16 protein-coding genes are annotated in these 18,683 nt (G+C 56.2%); 10 read left to right on the top strand and 6 right to left on the bottom strand.

Features of this window, described 5'->3' with window-relative positions; translation table 11 throughout:
• Positions 1–172: 172 nt before the first annotated feature.
• The gene (locus QCD69_RS05680; protein ID WP_253454849.1) at positions 173–991 is read right to left on the bottom strand and encodes a pyridoxal phosphatase; all 819 of its coding nucleotides are present in this window, start codon (positions 989–991) and stop codon (positions 173–175) included.
• A gap of 149 nt (positions 992–1,140) precedes the next feature.
• Here QCD69_RS05680 and pgl point away from each other — a divergent pair, with 149 nt between their 5' ends.
• Positions 1,141–2,136 (top strand): 6-phosphogluconolactonase, encoded by a 996-nt coding sequence (gene pgl, locus QCD69_RS05675; protein ID WP_301251304.1) that lies wholly within the window; start codon positions 1,141–1,143, stop codon positions 2,134–2,136.
• Between the two features lie 33 nt (positions 2,137–2,169).
• Here pgl and QCD69_RS05670 read toward each other — a convergent pair whose 3' ends face one another.
• The 3 genes from QCD69_RS05670 to QCD69_RS05660 are packed head-to-tail and all read right to left on the bottom strand — an operon-like array spanning position 2,170 to position 4,395.
• Positions 2,170–2,646 (bottom strand): kinase inhibitor, encoded by a 477-nt coding sequence (locus tag QCD69_RS05670; protein WP_253454847.1) that lies wholly within the window; start codon positions 2,644–2,646, stop codon positions 2,170–2,172.
• A 14-nt stretch (positions 2,647–2,660) separates the two neighbouring features.
• On the bottom strand, positions 2,661–3,341 hold the full coding sequence (locus QCD69_RS05665; protein WP_253454846.1) for a type 1 glutamine amidotransferase domain-containing protein: 681 nt from the start codon (positions 3,339–3,341) through the stop codon (positions 2,661–2,663).
• A 1-nt stretch (position 3,342) separates the two neighbouring features.
• Positions 3,343–4,395 carry an NADP-dependent oxidoreductase gene (locus QCD69_RS05660; protein ID WP_253454845.1) on the bottom strand — a complete coding sequence of 351 codons (1,053 nt, stop codon included), beginning with the start codon at positions 4,393–4,395 and terminating at the stop codon, positions 3,343–3,345.
• 657 nt (positions 4,396–5,052) lie between these two features.
• Between QCD69_RS05660 and QCD69_RS05655 the strand changes: the two genes are divergently transcribed.
• The 4 genes from QCD69_RS05655 (at position 5,053) to QCD69_RS05640 (ending at position 10,035) form a co-directional block, all read left to right on the top strand.
• Entirely contained in the window at positions 5,053–5,652 is a 600-nt protein-coding gene (locus QCD69_RS05655) for a fimbrial protein (RefSeq protein ID WP_253454844.1), read from the top strand.
• A 69-nt stretch (positions 5,653–5,721) separates the two neighbouring features.
• The gene (locus tag QCD69_RS05650; protein ID WP_253454843.1) at positions 5,722–6,462 is read left to right on the top strand and encodes a fimbrial biogenesis chaperone; all 741 of its coding nucleotides are present in this window, start codon (positions 5,722–5,724) and stop codon (positions 6,460–6,462) included.
• 23 nt (positions 6,463–6,485) lie between these two features.
• Positions 6,486–8,960 carry a fimbria/pilus outer membrane usher protein gene (locus QCD69_RS05645; RefSeq protein ID WP_301251301.1) on the top strand — a complete coding sequence of 825 codons (2,475 nt, stop codon included), beginning with the start codon at positions 6,486–6,488 and terminating at the stop codon, positions 8,958–8,960.
• Positions 8,961–8,997: 37 nt separating this feature from the next.
• On the top strand, positions 8,998–10,035 hold the full coding sequence (locus QCD69_RS05640; RefSeq protein WP_253454841.1) for a fimbrial protein: 1,038 nt from the start codon (positions 8,998–9,000) through the stop codon (positions 10,033–10,035).
• Between the two features lie 9 nt (positions 10,036–10,044).
• Here the strand turns inward: QCD69_RS05640 and bioA are convergent, their stop codons facing one another.
• Positions 10,045–11,334, bottom strand: a complete 1,290-nt coding sequence (bioA, locus tag QCD69_RS05635) for an adenosylmethionine--8-amino-7-oxononanoate transaminase (RefSeq protein ID WP_253454840.1) — start codon at positions 11,332–11,334, stop codon at positions 10,045–10,047.
• An 86-nt stretch (positions 11,335–11,420) separates the two neighbouring features.
• Between bioA and bioB the strand changes: the two genes are divergently transcribed.
• The 4 genes from bioB to bioD are packed head-to-tail and all read left to right on the top strand — an operon-like array spanning position 11,421 to position 15,007.
• Positions 11,421–12,452, top strand: coding sequence for a biotin synthase BioB (bioB, locus tag QCD69_RS05630; protein ID WP_253454839.1), 1,032 nt, complete (start codon positions 11,421–11,423; stop codon positions 12,450–12,452).
• Positions 12,453–13,607, top strand: a complete 1,155-nt coding sequence (gene bioF, locus QCD69_RS05625) for an 8-amino-7-oxononanoate synthase (protein ID WP_301251300.1) — start codon at positions 12,453–12,455, stop codon at positions 13,605–13,607.
• On the top strand, positions 13,588–14,346 hold the full coding sequence (bioC, locus tag QCD69_RS05620; RefSeq protein ID WP_301251299.1) for a malonyl-ACP O-methyltransferase BioC: 759 nt from the start codon (positions 13,588–13,590) through the stop codon (positions 14,344–14,346). The genes bioF and bioC overlap by 20 nt, the downstream gene beginning before the upstream one ends.
• Positions 14,339–15,007: a dethiobiotin synthase gene (gene bioD, locus QCD69_RS05615; RefSeq protein ID WP_301251297.1), complete on the top strand. Its 669-nt coding sequence runs from the start codon at positions 14,339–14,341 to the stop codon at positions 15,005–15,007. The genes bioC and bioD overlap by 8 nt, the downstream gene beginning before the upstream one ends.
• A gap of 35 nt (positions 15,008–15,042) precedes the next feature.
• On the opposite strand, the gene QCD69_RS05610 is transcribed toward bioD, so the two are convergent.
• Complete coding sequence (locus QCD69_RS05610; protein WP_253454835.1) at positions 15,043–15,759, bottom strand: ABC transporter ATP-binding protein; 717 nt, start codon at positions 15,757–15,759, stop codon at positions 15,043–15,045.
• 897 nt (positions 15,760–16,656) lie between these two features.
• On the opposite strand from QCD69_RS05610, the gene uvrB reads away from it, so the two are divergent.
• Positions 16,657–18,678 carry an excinuclease ABC subunit UvrB gene (uvrB, locus tag QCD69_RS05605; protein WP_301251296.1) on the top strand — a complete coding sequence of 674 codons (2,022 nt, stop codon included), beginning with the start codon at positions 16,657–16,659 and terminating at the stop codon, positions 18,676–18,678.
• Positions 18,679–18,683 lie beyond the last annotated feature (5 nt).

Genomic DNA, 18,683 nt, shown 5'->3' with positions numbered 1-18,683 from the left:
GCCATCGGCAAGGCCGCTACAGCACTTCCTGATAAATAGTCTGTGCGATACCCGGTTCCAGACTGCTGCCGATCGCCTGCCACCGGCAAAGCCGCTACAGCACTTCCTGATAAATAGTCTGTGCGATACCCAGCGCCAGACTGCTGCCGATCGCCTGCCATCGGCAAGGCCGCTACAGCACTTCCTGATAAATAGTCTGTGCGATACCCGGCTCCAGATTGGTGCCGATCGTCCGATGCGCGCGCGCCTTGATGGCATCGTCGGCGTTGCCCATCGCCACGCCCAGCCCGACGTTTTCCAGCATGCTCAGGTCATTATAGTTATCGCCAAAGGCCAGCACATCGCTCATCCGATAGCCTTCAGATTCAACCCATTCCGCCAGCCGTTTGCCTTTGCTGTTGCCCGCTTTGGCAATATCAACCTGATCGTGCCATGACCATTCGCAGGCCAGGCCCATTTCCTGCTCCACGCTGTCGGCAAACTGTTGCAGCGCGCGGGTATCGGGATGGGATATGGCAAATTTCCAGATCGATTCCGCTTCTTCTGCCGCCTTGCTCAGGCTCGGCACCTTAATAAACACCGGACGCTGATGTTCCGGCAGCGACAGCCCCCAGTTAATGGTGCGGGTTACATGGCCGGTTTCGGCCTGGTAAAGCATCGCGTTATCAACATACAGCAGGCCATGAATGGCGGCCTCGTCCAGCATCTCAATCACCCGCAGCGCCTGATCCTGCGGCAGCGGATCGGCAGATATCACCTTTTTTGCTTGATAATCATACAAATAGGTGCCATTACAGCAGATTGCAGGTGTGTCGAGCGCCAGCGCCTGATAAAAAGGGTGGATAGCGACGTGATGGCGGCCGGTCACTATCACAATTTTTACGCCAGCCTGCCGGGCCTTTTGCAGCGCTTCCAGCGATTCAGGAAGAATGGTCTTACGCGGCGTCAGCAGCGTACCGTCCAGATCTAAAGCAATAACGCGATAACTCATAAATCGTTCCGAATGTGGTTTGAAAACGAATTTTTGAGTCTACACCCTGTGGCGGCGCTGACAAAATCGTCCGGCACAAATCCGCCTGCGTGGCCTGCGAAAACGCGCTACGCTGAAGCAGACCCGATTGACCTGAAAAAGGAGCATTTATGAAACAAGTCGTTTATACCGCCAGCCCGGAAAGCGGGCAGATCCATGCCTGGCAGCTTGACCCGCAGGGCGCGCTGACGCTGCTGCAGGTGGTCGATCTGCCAGGCCAGGTTCAGCCAATGGTGGTCAGCCCGAATAAAGCTTTTCTGTATGTCGGTATCCGTCCTGATTTCCGCGTTATCGCTTTTCATATCGACAGCGAAGGCAAGCTGACCAAAGCGGCAGAAGCGCCGCTGCCGGGCAGCCCGACCCATATTTCTACCGATCGTCAGGGACGCTTTATTTTTACCGGTTCCTATAACGACGCCTGCGTCAGCGTCACGCCGATCGATGCGCAAGGCCTGCCGGGCGAACCGTTGCAGGTGATTAAAGGGCTGGATGGCTGCCACTCGGCTAACATCGATCTTAAAAACGAAACGCTGTTCGTCCCGGCGCTAAAACAGGATCGCATCTGTCTGTTTGATTTACAGGAAGACGGTCAGCTGCTGCCGCACGCGCAGCCTCAGGTCAATACGGTTGAGGGCGCTGGCCCGCGCCATATGGTGTTTCATCCGAACCAGCAGTACGCCTACTGCGTAAACGAACTGGACAGTACGGTTGACGTCTGGCAGCTGAATAACGCGCATGGCGAAGTCGAACGCGTGCAGAGCCTGGATATGATGCCCGCAGGCTTCAGCGACACGCGCTGGGCGGCGGATATTCGCCTGACCCCGAACGGTCGTCACCTTTACGCCTGCGACCGTACCGCCAGCGTACTGACCACGTTCAGCGTCAGCGAGGACGGCGGACTGTTGACGATTGAGGGCCATCAGCCAACGGAAACGCAGCCGCGCGGCTTTAACATCGACGCCAGCGGTCGCTACCTGATTGCGGCGGGACAGAAGTCGCACCATATTGCAGTCTATAGCATTGCGGAAGAGAGAGGGCTGCTGACGCCGCTGGGACGTTATGCGGTAGGGCAGGGGCCGATGTGGGTGACCATCACGGAAATTTAAAGGACAGGCGGCGATAAGGCCGCCTGTTTTTTATCAGCTGTAGATAGCGGTAAGCGAAGCGCTCGCCAGCTGATGGAAATGCACGTTAAAGCCCAGCATCGCGCCGCTCGCCTGCTCGTCCACGTCCAGCTTTTCCACGTCCAGCGCATAGACGGTGAAAATGTAGCGATGGCTTTCGCCTTTTGGCGGTGCCGCGCCGCCATAGCCCGCTTTGCCGAAATCCGTGCGGGTCTGCACCGCACCGGAAGGCAGTTCGGCCACGCCGGAGCCTGCGCCCTGCGGCAGCACGCGCGTGTCGGCAGGCAGATTGGCCACGCCCCAGTGCCACCAGCCGGAGCCGGTTGGCGCATCGGGATCAAAACAGGTGACGACAAAACTTTTGGTGCCGGCGGGCACGTCATCCCAGGTCAGATGCGGCGACAGGTTATCGCCTTCGTAGCCCATCCCGTTAAAAACCTGGCGAGCCGGTAGCTTGTCGCCGTCGTTAAAATCCTGACTAAAGAGTTTCATTTCCCCTCCTGGCATTATTGATGAAGCAGTTTCAGCAGCTCCTCGGCTGCGGCGACGGAGGATGCGGGATTCTGGCCGGTCACCAGGTGACCGTCCGTAATGGCGAAACTGCCCCAGTCATGGGTTTTTTCATAGTTGCCGCCCAGCCCTCTCAGCGCATCCTCAACCAGGAAAGGTACCACATTCGTCAGCCCGACGGCGCTTTCTTCACTGTTGCTGAAGCCCGTCACGCGTTTTCCGGCCACCAGTGGCGAACCGTCCGGCTTTTTCGCCCGCTTCAGCACGCCCGGCGCGTGGCAGACCGCGCCGACCGGTTTGCCGTTAGCGTAAAAACTCTCAATCAGTTCAATGCTCTGCCGATCCTCCGCCAGATCCCAGAGCGGGCCGTGGCCGCCGGCATAAAACACCGCGTCGAATTTGCTGCTGTCGATGTTGCCCAGCTGCTGGGTATTGGCCAGCGCCTGCTGAGCGGCAATATCTTTACGGAAGCGTTCGGTATCGGCGCTTTGCGCATCCGGCTCGTCGCTTTTGGGATCCAGCGGCGGGTGTCCGCCAGCGGGCGACGCCAGCACCACGTTGATGCCCGCATCGCGGAAAATGTAATAAGGCGCTGCGAACTCCTCCAGCCAGAAACCGGTTTTTTTGCCGGTTTCGCCAAGTCGGTCATGCGAAGTCAGCACCATTAAAATTTTCATTTCAGGCTCCTGTTGGCGTGTCGCCAGCCACTTTAATCAGCACTTTACCGAAGTTTTTACCTTCGAGCATGCCGATAAAGGTTTCCGGCGCGTTGTCCAGACCCTCTACTATGTCTTCGCGGAAAACAAAACGATCCTCCGCGACCCACTGACTCATCTGCTGGAAAAATTCGTTAAAGCGATGACCGTAATCCTGATTGATAATAAAGCCCTGAACGTGCAGGCGCTTACGCAGGATGGCGCTCTGGAAAAGCGGCAGGCGATTTGGCCCTTCCGGCGCATCCTTGCTGTTGTAGTCGGCGATCAGGCCGCAGACCGGGATACGGCCTTTGGTATTCATCAGCGGCAGGACGGCGTCAAATACCGGGCCGCCGACGCTTTCAAAATAGACGTCGATACCGTCGCGGCAGTAGCGTTTAAGCGATTCTGATAAGTCGCCTGACCGATGGTTGAGGCAGCGGTCAAAGCCCAGCACGTCTTCGGCGTAGCGGCATTTTTCTTCGCCACCGGCGATACCCACCACGTAACAGCCTTTCAGCTTCGCTATCTGGCCTACCATAGAGCCGACCGCGCCGGTTGCCGCCGCCACGACCACGGTTTCGCCCGGCTGCGGATTACCAATATCCAACAGGCCCATATAGGCGGTAAAACCGGTCATCCCCAGCATGCCGAGCGCCCACGAAGGGTGTTTCAGCACGGGGCCGCTGAGCTTAAACAGATCTTTGCCGTCCGACAGGGCAAAATCCTGCCAGCCGCTCTGGCTGACTACCCAGTCGCCAGGCTGGTAATCTTCATGATTTGATTGTTCAACGATGGCGACGGTGCCCGCGCCCATGACGTCGTTAACGGCGATCGGCGGCACATAGGAAGGCGCGTCGCTCATCCGGCCACGCATATAAGGATCCAGCGAGAGCCAGATCGTCCGAAGTAGAATCTGGCCTTTCCCTGGCGTTGGTACGTGCTGTGACTCCAGACGAAAGTTAGCTTCAGTCGGTGCGCCATGCGGGCGCGAGGCGAGCACGATACGGCGATTTGTCTGTTTGTCTTGCGGCATGGTTTTTCTCCTTTACAAAATACAACCCGTAAAAAGCGTAGTGCATATGTCTCGTGCTCGCTTTGCTCTGGGCCGTAAAACAGGTAAAACAGCGCCACTGAAATTTAGTGAGGCTTTTTAATCTTTTTCTGCTTGCCTGTGGGTTAAAACCGGGGCGGCAACGCAATTATTATTAACAATTTTTAAAAGCTTTATCGCGCAATCAATGTAAAAGCGTTCATATAATTAACGCAAAAATAGAGCTTGTATTGGGATATAAATAGGTTAGTTATTGCGTATTTCCTGATGAAGATGTGCGTTTCATTAACAATGTTTTAATTATTGTCCGGGCGAGAAATTCAGGATTTTAGGTATAAATTATGAATCTTCTGACAAAACTTAGTTTAACTTAAGAGTATTGTTAGTTAATTAATGTATTTATATTTATTTTTATCGTTACCCTTAACATAATTTACTATTTATCTAAACAATAGCTAAGCTTTTTGATGGGACTGTTTAATTAGATTTGTCCTAAAAACTATTTACAAGAAATTAGAAATAGGGCGATAATAAGGCTCGGGGCCTTCTTAAGGAATGCTATATTCCTGAGCTGGAATGTTCCTGATGAATTTATATCTAAAAAGTCAGCCACATAAACATGTGAAGTAGAGGGAATTTATGGAAGAATTTAAAAAATTATTATTAGCTACCGCTATGGCGGGTACCCTTTTTACTGGCAGCGTATATGCAGCAACCGGCACCTCTGTCGCCGGGGGCACTATTACCTTTAACGGCGCGGTCAGCGACACAACCTGTAATGTCACCACGAATAGCGGGTCGGACTTTACCGTTAACGTGTCGCCTGTCACTAAAGAAGACATGGGCACCACGCCAGGCGTGATCGGCAGCAGCGCCACGCCTTTTACGATTACCGTTTCGGGCTGTAGCGGTTTTGATGACGCCAGCACGGCTGCACAGTCGTTGAATATTGTCTTCACCGGCGCCAATGTTTCGGATGATATGAATTACCTGAAAAACGAATCGGGTTCAGCCGAAGGTGTCGGTATCGCCATCACTAAAAACGGTAGCGATCTGGTAAAAATGAACGAGGCTCTGGCAACAGGACTGGCTACAAGCCAATCCGCTGCCAGTGGGAATTACGATACGGCTGCGGCAGGCGACATTAATCTTTACGCGCATTATTACAACTACGGCGGCAGCAACGTTTCTACTGGTTCAGTAGTGACTACCGCAACTTATACGTTCAGCTACGAATAATCTACCTTGCACCCGGACAGGAGAGCGTCGGCTTTCCTGTCTCTTCCGGACGGCATTTCAGGAGTGTTTGTGAAAAAGTTTTTGCTTATTATCGTCTGTTATGTCTTCAGCTGTGCCGCCAGCGCCAATGTTATTATTAATTCAACCCGCGTGATCTTTCCTGCCGACGCTAAAAGTGTTTCAGTGCAGCTAATCAATAAAAGTAAAGAACAGCATCTGGTGCAGGCATGGATAGATGACGGCAGACAAAACGAAAAGCCTGAAAATATCTCAACGCCCTTTATGGTGGTTCCCCCGGTGGTAAAAATTCAGGGTAACGATGGCCAGGTTTTAAGGATTAATCACAACGATCAGGTCAGAACCCTGGCCAAAGATCGCGAGTCGCTGTACTGGCTGAACGTGCTGGATATTCCTCCTGTACCGAAAAAGCTGGATGCGGCGGCTAACTATATGCAGGTCGCTATACGCAGCCGGATAAAAATTTTTTGGCGTCCGACAGGACTAAAGATCTCGCCTGAAAATATTGGTCGGTACCTGAGCCTGAAAAGGAAAAACCAGAATGTCTGCATCAATAATGCATCGCCTTTTTATCTGACTGCCATACAGCTGATGAGATGGGACGGAAAAAGCACGCGCGTTCAGCAAGGAAAAAAACAGGATAATCTGATTAGTAAAACCGTTTCGGTACCGCCTTTTACCTGTCAGCCTCTTGATGCAGGAAAAGTATCCGCTTCAGGCGGCAAGTATCAGCTGACTTATATTGACGACTATGGCAGCAGAGTCCCTGTTACAATTGATTTAGTAAAATAAAAGGAATTATTCAGGAGCAAATAATGAAGGCGACAGTAAATTTGCTTGCCCCAACAGGCTATGGAAAGCTATTTTATCTCACCTGTATTATTCTGAACTGCTCTGTAGTCAACGCGGCTGAAACATTCAATACCAGTTTGATGGTAGGGGATTCTTCTCAGGCTGACTGGAATAATCAGGGGCAGACCATTTTATCCGGAGTTTACGATCTGGATATTTATATTAACGGCAGCTGGAGCGGTAATTTTCCGGTGAAAGTGGATTCAGGGGAAGCTTTCTGGCTGTCAGGCGCAACGCTTAAAGCTCTGCCAATTAAATATATTGATAAAAAAGCGATAACTAAAAAAGAGTGGGTGCCGGTAGCCGAAATACTTTACGGCGGACAGGCCACGCTTAACAGAGGAATGCTGCGCCTGAATCTGACTATTCCTCAGGCCAGGATAGATAAAAAAGATCGCCGCTGGATCGCGCCGGAACTGTGGGATGCAGGGATTAATGGCGCTTTTACCAATTACAGCCTCAGCTATAATAACCTCCAACAGCATAACAACGATGGCAATGCGGATAACGTTTTTCTTTCGCTCAGCAGCGGCATTAATTTAGCCCACTGGCAGTTGGTCGATAACAGCCAGTTTCAACGTACGCGTAGTCGCCAGGGAGAATGGAATACGCAATCCCGCTATGTCGAACGCGCGCTGCCAGCTATTAATTCGTTATTCAGGATAGGGGACAGCTATACCAATTCGCCCTGGTTCGATAACGTACGTTTTCGCGGCATCACCTTAAAACAAGACCAGCGCATGTATCCCGATTCTTATCGTACCTATATGCCGGTTATTCGCGGTAACGCCACGGCGAACGCCGTAGTCAGCGTTTATCAAAACGGCAGCGCCATTTATCAAACAAACGTGCCGCCGGGCCCTTTTGTTATTGACGATCTTATGCCTGGCGGATCGCGCAGCGATCTCACGGTAGAAGTTGCCAACGCTGGCGGCATCACCGAGCGTTTTACCGTCCCTTACTCTACCGTTTCCGATATGTTGAGAAGCGGCTCGTCAGAGTGGCTGTTAACGGCGGGTAACGTTCAGCTGCATGACGTGGATTTACACCCGGCCTTTGTTCAGGGCAATGGCTCACACGGCATTAATAACTATCTGACGCTCTATAGCGGCGCCACGCTAAGCCAGGATTATGCTTCTTTTCTGCTGGGCGGCGCGTTCAGTTTGCCACGGGTCGGATCATTTTCAACCAATGTGGACATGGCCCGCGCGCATCTGAACAGTGGGGAATCGATGCAGGGAGAGCGCTGGAAATTAGCTTACAGCCGCTTCTTTATGACCAAAACCAACCTGACGCTGGCGACTTACTATTACAATACGGCGCGCTATCTTTCCCTGTATGACACGGTACAAACCAATGCGCTAGCGCGTGAGGAGAACGGTAAGCAATACCTGCGAAGCAAACAGAGCTTCAGCGTTAACCTCGATCAGACCCTGCCGCCGGGCTGGGGACGGATTGCGATTGACGGCTTGTGGCGTCAGTACTGGAACAGCGATCGCATGCTAAAGCAATACAGCCTGACCTACAGCAACCTGTACAAAAAAGCGACGTGGAGCCTGACCTTTCGTCGCAATCACTATGAATATGACGGCAGCGAAGAAGAGCGGCGTTACAGCAGCAAAAGCTACGATGAGCAGCGGATCGACCTGGCTGTTACTATTCCGCTCTCTCTGTCCGGCAACCGCCACAGCGTCACGCTGCGTACCTCGTCGCAGGACGGTAAATATAGCGGTATGGAAGCCGGGGTCAACAGCTCGCTGGAAAGCCTGGACTACAGCCTTAACTTCAGCCATGACCGTACCGGACACAGCGCAAAGTTTGGGGCCTACAGCGCCTGGCGCACGCCTTATGCAAAGTTAACGGGTCAGTACAGCGAGGCGAGCGATTTCCGCCAGCTTGGCATAGGCGCCAGCGGCAGCGCCGTACTCTGGCGCGATGGCGTGTTGGCTTCAGGCAACACGGGCAATACTTTTGTGATCCTGGACGCGCCGGGTATTGCTCAGGCCACGGTCAACGGCAATCCCAATATGAGAACCAACCGCGCAGGCCGGGTTCTGGTGCCTTCCGTCACGCCTTACCGTATGAACACTTATCTGTTGGATAACCCTCGCGGTGAAAGCGAGGGCGAACTGCTGGGCAATATCGGACGCGTGACGCCCTGGGCAGGCAGCATTAACTATGTGCAATATAAAACCGACACGCGTGCCGTGTTTACCTTCAAAGCGCTGTTTGATAACGGGCAGCCTTTGCCTTTTGGGGCCGGCGTCACCGATGCAGAAGGCAACTCGCTGGGCTACGTAGCGCAGGGCAGCCTGATTTATCTCAAAGCGAAGCAGCTTCCCGAATGGCTGCACGTGCAGCTGACGGAAGGGCAGGAAAGTAAAACGTGCCGGATCCATTTAGCCAACGCGGCGCAGACCTCTTTTTGCGTGCGCTAAGCCGAAAAGGCGCCGCATTCGTTTTCAGGGAGTCATCATGAAAAAATACTGGATAGCGTTACTGCTCGGGCTGTGCGCTGTTTCCGCAGGCGTGCAGGCGGGCTGTACCCTTATAAGCGGTTCGACGGTAAAGGCCAACGACAGCCTGAACCTTTCAGGTTTGCTGACCGCGCAGGATAGCCACAGCGAAACCCGAACGGCAACCTGGTCAGTGCCGGTAACATGCTATCTTATTTTCAATAGCAACGCGGTGCACTTTGTCAGCCCGATACAAAATGGCTTTTGGGTGAAGTTTGTTAACGCAGCGGGCACGGCACGCTGGATAAAACTTCAGACCAGTGGATTTATCGAAAAGATAGATTATGAAAACGGCGACAGAACGCTGCAAGGCTCAGATTTTAGCTATCAGCTTACCGCCACCTTACTGGACAGCGATCCGGGCGTAACCGACAGCAAATTTTACAAGGTGACCGACGCCGGGAGCGCGGAGATCGTGACCATGGTGATGCATAACGCCAACTTTATTGGCTCCACGCCTACGGTGGAGCAGGCGGCTGAAGTGGCGGCTTCGGGCAACTGGAACAATGATTACCTGGGCTATCAGTCCCTGACGGTGACCTTTAACCCGGCGGAAACCACCTGTGAAATGCCAGACCAGCAGGTGACGTTACCCAGGGTGTCGTTGAATATGCTGCGTAACGGCATTGCCACCGACAGTACCTCTTTTACGCTGCCGATCAGCTGCTCTGCAACCCTGGCGGGTGGCGCTACGCGTTCGGTTAATGCCTGGCTCTATAGCGCCGACCTGGTGGAGAACAGCCAGCAGATTATGCGTAACAGCCGCTCCAGCTCGCAGGGCGTCGGCATCGTCTTGAGCGACAGCGCCGGTAAGGCCGTTTCTCTGTCAGGCGGGACGGCGGCAGGCGAAGCCACTTCGCTGCTGTCGATTACCAAAGGCGCCGACATTCATGCCAGCGCCATTAACCTGAACGCTGCCTATAAGGTGTTCGATCCGGCTAATCTCAGTCCAGGGTCGGTCGTTGCCACCGCGACTATTTATTTTGACTATGACTGATCGCCGTCGTCAGGATAAAAACAGCGTGGGGCAGGCAACCGCCGCCGCTATCGCTGTCGTCAGCTTTTGCAGCGCTTCCGGCTCGATAACGTAAGGCGGCATTAAATAGATAAGCCTGCCGAAAGGACGGATCCAGACGCCGCGCTCAACGAAAAAGCGCTGCAGCGCCGCCATATTCACCGGTCGACGAGTTTCGATAACGCCAATCGCACCCAGTACCCTGGCATCCGCCACTTCCGGCTGCGCTTTTAGCGGCAGCAGCGCGGCTTTCAGCTGCGCTTCAATCGCGCTTACCTGCCGCTGCCAGCGATTTTCCTGCAGCATCGCCAGGCTTTCGCTGGCCACCGCGCAGGCCAGCGGATTGCCCATAAACGTCGGGCCGTGCATAAAACAGCCCGCCTCGCCGTTGCTGATGGTATTGGCAACCTCGCGCGTGGTCAGCGTGGCGGAAAGCGTCATGGTGCCGCCGGTCAGCGCTTTGCCAACGCACAGAATATCAGGCGATATCCCGGCGTGATCGCAGGCGAAAAGCTTGCCGGTACGGCCAAAGCCTGTTGCGATTTCATCGGCTATCAGCAGCACGTTGTGGCGATCGCACAGCTCGCGCACGCCTTGCAGATAGCGCGGATGATAGAAGCGCATTCCGCCCGCGCCCTGCACGATGGGTTCCAGGATCACCGCGGCCAGTTCGTGCGCCTGTTCGCCAATCAGACGGGCAAAATCGGCGATATCGCTTTCCTGCCACTCATCGTCGAACCCGCAGCCCGGCGCGGCGGCGAACAGGTGGTTCGGCAGATAGCCCTGATAGAGCGAATGCATGGAGTTCTGCGGATCGCATACCGACATCGCGGCAAAGGTATCGCCGTGATAGCCGTTGCGCAGCGTCAGAAAGCGCTGACGCCTTTCGCCGCGCGCCTGACAATATTGCAGCGCCATTTTCATGGCAACCTCAACGGCTACCGAGCCCGAATCCGCCAGAAAAACGCACTCCAGCCCCTGCGGCGTCATCTCTACCAGACGACGACAGAGCGCCACGGCCGCAGGATGGGTGATCCCGCCAAACATCACGTGCGACATCTGCTCGATCTGGGCGTGCATCGCCTGGTTCAGGCGCGGATGGTTATAGCCGTGGATAGCTGCCCACCAGGAAGACATGCCGTCCACCAGCTCGCGGCCATCAGCCAGCTGCAGCGAGGTGCCAGAGGCCGCGACCACCGGATACACCGGCAGCGGTTTGCTCATTGACGTGTAGGGATGCCAGATATGGTCGCGGTCAAAAGCGAGGTCGAGAGGGGTCATAAAATACTTGTAAACCAAAATTAAAAAATTTAGTTTACAAGTATAACCGTAAAATGAACATGAGATCTTTTCTTTTGGAGCAAGCAATGGCAAATCGCTGGACAGTCGCCCAGGCCCAGGCCCTTTTCGACAAGCCTTTTCTGGAGCTGATGTTTGAAGCGCAGCAGGTGCATCGTCAACATTTCGATCCGCGTCAGGTGCAGGTCAGCACGCTGCTGTCGATCAAAACCGGCGCCTGTCCGGAAGACTGTAAATATTGTCCGCAGAGCGCCCGCTACAAAACCGGCCTGGAAGCGGAGCGCCTGATGGAAGTGGAAGAGGTGCTGACCTCTGCCCGCAAAGCCAAAGCCGCAGGATCTGACCGCTTCTGCATGGGCGCGGCGTGGAAAAACCCGCACGAACGCGATATGCCTTATCTGGAGCAGATGGTCAAAGGCGTTAAAGCAATGGGGCTGGAAACCTGTATGACGCTGGGCACGCTGAGCGATGAGCAGGCGCAGCGGCTGGCGCACGCCGGGCTGGATTTCTACAACCATAACCTGGATACCTCGCCGGAATTCTACGGCAGCATTATCACCACCCGCAGCTATCAGGAGCGCCTGGACACGCTGGGCAAGGTACGCGACGCGGGCATTAAAGTCTGCTCCGGCGGCATCGTCGGCCTGGGCGAAACCGTTAACGATCGGGCCGGTCTGCTGGTGCAGCTGGCTAACCTGCCGGTGCCGCCGGAAAGCGTGCCGATCAACATGCTGGTCAAGGTCAAAGGCACGCCGCTGGCCGACAACGACGATGTCGATCCTTTCGATTTTATCCGCACCATCGCCGTGGCGCGCATTATGATGCCGACCTCCCACGTGCGTCTTTCCGCCGGCCGCGAGCAGATGAGCGAGCAGACGCAGGCGATGTGCTTTATGGCTGGCGCCAACTCGATTTTCTACGGCTGCAAGCTGCTGACCACGCCGAACCCGGAAGAGGACAAGGATCTGATCCTGTTCCGCAAGCTGGGCCTGAATCCGGCGCACACCACCACGGAAGCGGGCGACAACGAGCAGCAGCAGGCGCTGGCGGGTCAGCTGCTGAATGCCGATACCGACCAGTTCTATAACGCGGCCGTGTAAATGGGCTGGCAACAACGCATCAGCCTGGCGCTTGCGGAGCGCCGGGAGAAGCAGCAGTTTCGCCAGCGCCGCGTCAGCCAGCACGACGACGTGCGCACCCTGTGCGTGAACGACCGTCGCTACCTGAACTTCTCCGCTAATGACTATCTGGGGCTGAGCCGGGATCGGAACGTTATCGCCGCCTGGCAGCAGGGGGCCGAACGCTACGGCGTCGGCGCAGGCGGATCGGGTCACGTTACCGGCTATGGCGCGCCTCATCAGGCGTTTGAGCAGCAGCTGGCCGACTGGCTGGGCTATCCGCGCGCGCTGCTGTTTATTTCAGGCTTTGCGGCGAATCAGGCAATCATTGCCGCAATGCTGCAGAAAAACGATCGCATCTTCGCCGATCGCCTGGCGCACGCTTCGCTGCTGGAAGCGGCCTCGCTCAGTCCGGCTACGCTGCGCCGCTTTGCGCACAATCAGCCGGAAGCGCTGGCGAAACTCTTCAGCCCTGCCGACGGCGGCGAAACGCTGGTGGTGACGGAAGGCGTTTTCAGCATGGATGGCGACAGCGCGCCGCTGCAAGAGCTGCATCAGCTTACCGCTCTGCACAACGGCTGGCTGCTGGTGGACGATGCGCACGGCATCGGCGTAACGGGCGAGCAGGGGCGCGGCAGCTGCTGGCAGCAGAACGTGCGTCCGGAGCTGCTGATCGTGACTTTCGGCAAGGCATTTGGGCTGAGCGGCGCGGCAGTGCTCTGTAGCGAAGAGACGGCGGACTACCTGTTGCAGTTCGCGCGTCATCTGATCTACAGCACGGCGATGCCGCCCGCGCAGGCTTTCGCGCTCCAGACGGCTTTACGCGCCGTACGGCAGGGCGACGACCTGCGCGCGCGGCTGCAAAAGAATATCCGCCTGTTTCGCGAAGGCGCGGCGGCTGGCGGGCTGGCGATCCTGCCTTCTTCAACGGCTATTCAGCCGCTGCTGGTAGGTGAAGAGCAGGCGGCGCTGCGGCTGGCGGAACGGCTGCGCGAAAGGGGATGCTGGGTAACGGCTATCCGCCCGCCCACCGTGCCGCCGGGAACGGCGAGGCTGCGCATCACGCTGAGCGCGGCGCATCAGGAAGAAGATATTCAACGACTGCTGGAGGCGCTGCATGACGCAAACGGTCAATAAAGCGGCGATCGCCAGAGCCTTCGGCCGGGCGGCGCAGAGCTACAACCGGCACGCGGAGCTGCAGCGTCTGAGCGGCGAAGCACTCTTTGCGCTGGCGCGCGGCCGTGAGCAAAAGCAGGTGCTGGATGCGGGCTGCGGGCCGGGCTGGTTCAGCAAGCGCTGGCGCAGTGCGGGCAACAGGGTCACCGCGCTGGATCTTTCTCCGGCCATGCTGAACGAGGCGCGGCTTGGCGACACCGCCGACGCCTATCAGCTGGGCGATATCGAAGCGCTGCCTTTTACCGATGCCGCTTTCGACGTGTGCTGGAGCAACCTTGCCGTGCAATGGTGCAGCGACTTACGGCTGGCGCTGGCCGAAATGCGCCGCGTGACCCGGCCTGGCGGCCAGGTGCTGTTTTCAACGCTGGCCGCCGGCTCGCTGAACGAGCTTAACCAGGCCTGGCAGGCGCTGGATCTGCCCGCGCCCGTTAACCGTTTTCTGAGCGAGGCGCAAATAGCGGAAGCGGGAAGCTCGCTCGGGCTTCGGCTAATCACGCAGACGCAGACGCTGGCTTTCCCGGACGTGCTCGGCGCGCTGCGTTCGCTGAAGGGCATCGGCGCCACGCATCTGCATCAGGGCCGCCGTGACGGCCTGCTGAGCCGTCATCATCTGAGTCAGCTGGCGCAGAGCTGGCCGCGCGACGAGCGCGGTTTCCTGCTCAGCTATCATCTGCTGTATGGAGTGATTGATTGTGAGTAGCTGGTTTATTACCGGAACGGATACGGAAGTAGGGAAAACGGTCGCCAGTACCGCGCTGTTGCAGGCTGCCCGCGCCGCCGGATTGCGCAGCGTAGGCTATAAGCCCGTTGCTTCCGGCTGTGAAATGACGGCGGAAGGTATCCGCAACAGCGACGCGCTGGCTTTACAGCGCAACAGCGTGCTGACGCTGCCTTATGAGCAGATCAATCCGCTGGCCTTTCTGGAGCCGACGTCTCCGCATATCGTCAGCGCGGAAGAGGGCAGGCCCATTGAGTTTACTCAGCTTTCGGCTGGCCTGGCGGCATTGCGCGAGCAGGCGGAGTGGGTGCTGACCGAAGGCGCGGGCGGCTGGTTTACGCCGCTTTCAGCCACGACGACCTTCGCGGAGTGGGTGACGCTGGAACAGCTGCCCGTGGTGCTGGTGGTCGGCGTCAAGCTGGGCTGCATCAATCACGCCATGCTGACGGCGCAGGCCGTCACGGCCAGCGGTCTGCGTCTGGCTGGCTGGATAGCCAATACGGTGCAGCCGCCGGGCAGGCGTCATGCGGAATACATGGCGACGCTGCAACAGCGGCTGCCCGCGCCGCTGCTAGGTGAAATCCCTTTCACCGACAGCGCCGATTTTGACCGGCTTGGTCACTACGTGCGCCTGCCGGAATAAGGCGATGCCCTCTGGCAGCGCGCCGGAGGGCATGACTAAACGGTAAGCCAGGTGTTGACTATTCTCTCATCCAGCTGCGCCACGCTGCCGTGGGCCACGTTGCGCCCACGATGCAGCAGCAGGAAATAGTCCGCCACCTTACGGATAAAAGAGATCCGCTGCTCAAGCAGCAGAATGGTCAAGCCGAAATCGTGATTCAATCGATGGATCAAATTCCCCATCTCCTCTTCCAGCCAGGGCGACATGCCCTCCGTCGGCTCGTCCAGGATCAGCAGCTTCGGCTGGAGCACCAGCGCTCTGGCCAGCGCCAGCTGCTGCTGCTGATCGAGCGGCAGTTCGCCGCTGCGCCGGTGACGAAGCGAATAAAGCGCGGGAAAAAGATCGAAAACCATCGGCGGAATGGCCGGATGGCGCTGTTGTCCTGCGCCCGCCAGCAGCGCTATCTGCAAGTTCTCCTCGACGCTGAGCTGTGAGAAAATATGCCGCCCCTGAGGCACATAGCCGATGCCGAGCGCCGCGCGTTTTTCTACCGGCTGCTGCAGCAGATTTTGCGGCGGCAGATTGCCTTCCTGCCACATAATGGTGCCGCTGTTAATTGGCAGATGGCCCATAATGCAGTTGACCAGCGTGGTTTTCCCCATTCCCGGCCTTCCCAGCACGCCCGTACAGGTGCCCGGCGGCAGTTCCAGATCCACATCCCATAAAATATGATCCTGCCCGTAAAACTGATTTATCGCATGTAAGCTCAGCATCTGACACTCTCCTCCAGACAGTTTTCGAGCGCGCCTTCGTAGCGTGACGAAGGATTGACCATGGACGCAGCGTCCATGGCTTGGGCTTCTCGCTCTGGTATGTTGAAAGCGTGAGGCGGTCAACAGGAACTGCAATTCGCAGGCCAGGTTTTAAAATGCAGAAAAAAACGACCGGCAAATCAGGAAAGCAGGGCGGGTAATTGGTCAGAAAAGGTTAACAATTGCCGACGGAAATTTCCGACTGCACTTTGATGGTGCCCTAAACCCAACATTTATGGTGCAGGCGCCTGCCTGTAAGGCAGATCGGCCGCCCGACCCGCTGAAAAAAAAGCCTTAATGGGGATAGCCCTGAAGGCAGAAGTATGCTTCAGGTCGGACAAGACCGCGCAGGACAGGTAAAAAATTTAAGGAAAAAATTTTTTTTGCGTACGCGCTCACAGGACGCTGCGTTTTATACACAGCAGACGGGTTGGGCGTTGAAATCAGTTATCCACCATTCCTGTGGATAACCATGTGTATGAATGACTGAAAACCTGTAAAAGGCGAGAGCCGGCGCGGCTTAAGCTTGAGTTGGTGCTAAACTCGGCTGAAATAACATTGCATTAAATTTCAAGGCGTTAGTGAAAATCAAGCGGGAAAGGATCGCAGCATATTTTGCCCGCGCCATTTTGTCAGGATGTCTTGACAAATGTTAAAGTTTCAGTCCGGCTGGGGATAACCCCTTCACTTTCTTGCCGCTTAAGCATCCGTTCAACGCTGTTGGCCCACACGCGCGCTGCCTTCCCTTTGTTCTAATCGATAACTGGAGATATATCCAGTATTTTTTGCTGGCAAAATCGTCATAGCAGAGTAAAATTACCACCCTGTCCGCGCTTTTCATCATCAGGTAGCCATGCAATGAGCAAAGTCTTTAAACTTAATTCCGCCTTTCAACCTTCCGGCGATCAGCCTGAAGCCATTCGCCGCCTTGAAGAAGGGCTGCAGGATGGACTGGCGCATCAGACGCTGCTCGGCGTAACGGGGTCGGGCAAAACGTTTACCGTTGCCAACGTCATCGCCGATCTCAATCGGCCTACGATGGTGCTGGCGCCGAATAAAACCTTAGCGGCGCAACTTTACGGGGAGATGAAGGAATTCTTTCCGGAAAACGCCGTGGAGTATTTCGTCTCCTACTACGACTACTATCAGCCGGAAGCCTACGTGCCCAGTTCGGATACCTTTATCGAAAAGGACGCCTCCGTTAACGAGCATATTGAACAGATGCGTCTGTCGGCGACCAAAGCGCTGCTGGAGCGTCGGGATGTCATCGTGGTGGCGTCGGTGTCGGCGATTTACGGCCTGGGCGATCCGGATTCCTATCTGAAAATGATGCTGCATTTGACGCGCGGTATGGTTATCGATCAGCGCGCCATTCTGCGGCGTCTGGCGGAGCTGCAATACAGCCGCAACGACCAGGCTTTTCAGCGCGGGACTTTCCGCGTACGCGGCGAAGTGATCGATATCTTCCCGGCGGAATCGGACGACTATGCGCTGCGCGTCGAGCTGTTTGACGAAGAGGTCGAACGGCTGTCGATTTTCGACCCGCTGACGGGCCAGATCACCTCGGTGATCCCGCGCTATACCATCTATCCAAAGACGCACTACGTGACGCCGCGCGAGCGCATCATACAGGCGATGGAAGACATTAAAGTCGAGCTGGCCGATCGCCGTAAAACGCTGCTGGCGAACAATAAGCTGCTGGAAGAACAGCGTATTTCCCAGCGCACGCAGTTCGATTTAGAAATGATGAACGAGCTGGGCTACTGCTCGGGCATTGAGAACTACTCGCGCTACCTTTCCGGCCGTGGGCCTGGCGAGGCGCCGCCGACGCTGTTTGACTATCTGCCGGCGGATGGCCTGTTGGTGATTGACGAATCGCACGTCACCATCCCGCAGATCGGCGGCATGTATCGCGGCGACCGGGCGCGTAAAGAAACGCTGGTGGAGTACGGCTTCCGCCTACCGTCGGCGCTGGATAACCGTCCGATGAAGTTTGAAGAGTTCGAGGCGCTGGCGCCGCAGACCATCTACGTTTCCGCTACGCCAGGCAAGTACGAGCTGGAAAAATCGGGCGGCGAAGTGGTGGATCAGGTGGTGCGTCCGACCGGCCTGTTGGATCCGCTGATCGAAGTGCGTCCGGTCGCTACTCAGGTTGACGATCTGCTGTCGGAAATCCGCAAGCGCGTGGCGATTGACGAGCGTGTGCTGGTGACGGTGCTGACCAAGCGTATGGCGGAAGACCTGACCGAGTACCTCACCGAACACGGCGAGCGGGTGCGCTATCTGCACTCGGATATCGACACCGTAGAGCGTGTGGAGATCATTCGCGACCTCCGCCTCGGCAAGTTTGACGTGCTGGTCGGCATCAACCTGCTGCGTGAGGGTCTGGATATGCCGGAAGTTTCGCTGGTGGCGATCCTGGATGCCGACAAAGAGGGCTTCCTGCGTTCCGAACGCTCGCTGATCCAGACTATCGGCCGCGCCGCGCGTAACGTTAACGGCAAGGCTATTCTCTACGGCGATAAAATTACGCCGTCGATGGAAAGGGCGATTGGCGAAACTGAACGTCGCCGCGAGAAGCAGGAGATCTACAACAAGGAAAAAGGCATTGTGCCGCAGGCGCTCAACAAGAAGATCGCCGACATTCTGGAGCTGGGCCAGGGCATCAACAAAAATAAACCGAAACGCCTTAAATCGCCTCGCGATGTGGTGGAGGACGATGCGGCGGTGGTCGATTTATCGCCAAAAGGGTTGCAGAAGCGTATCCGCGAGCTGGAAACGAAAATGCAGGAGCACGCCAAAAACCTGGAGTTTGAAGAGGCCGCCAACGTACGCGATCAGCTGCATCAGGTACGCGAGCTGTTTATTGCCGCTTCCTGAGACGC

Source organism: Erwinia sp. PsM31 (assembly GCF_030433775.1).
GTDB classification, from domain to species: Bacteria; Pseudomonadota; Gammaproteobacteria; order Enterobacterales; family Enterobacteriaceae; genus Erwinia; species Erwinia aeris.
This window is presented reverse-complemented; position numbering and strand designations above follow the sequence as displayed.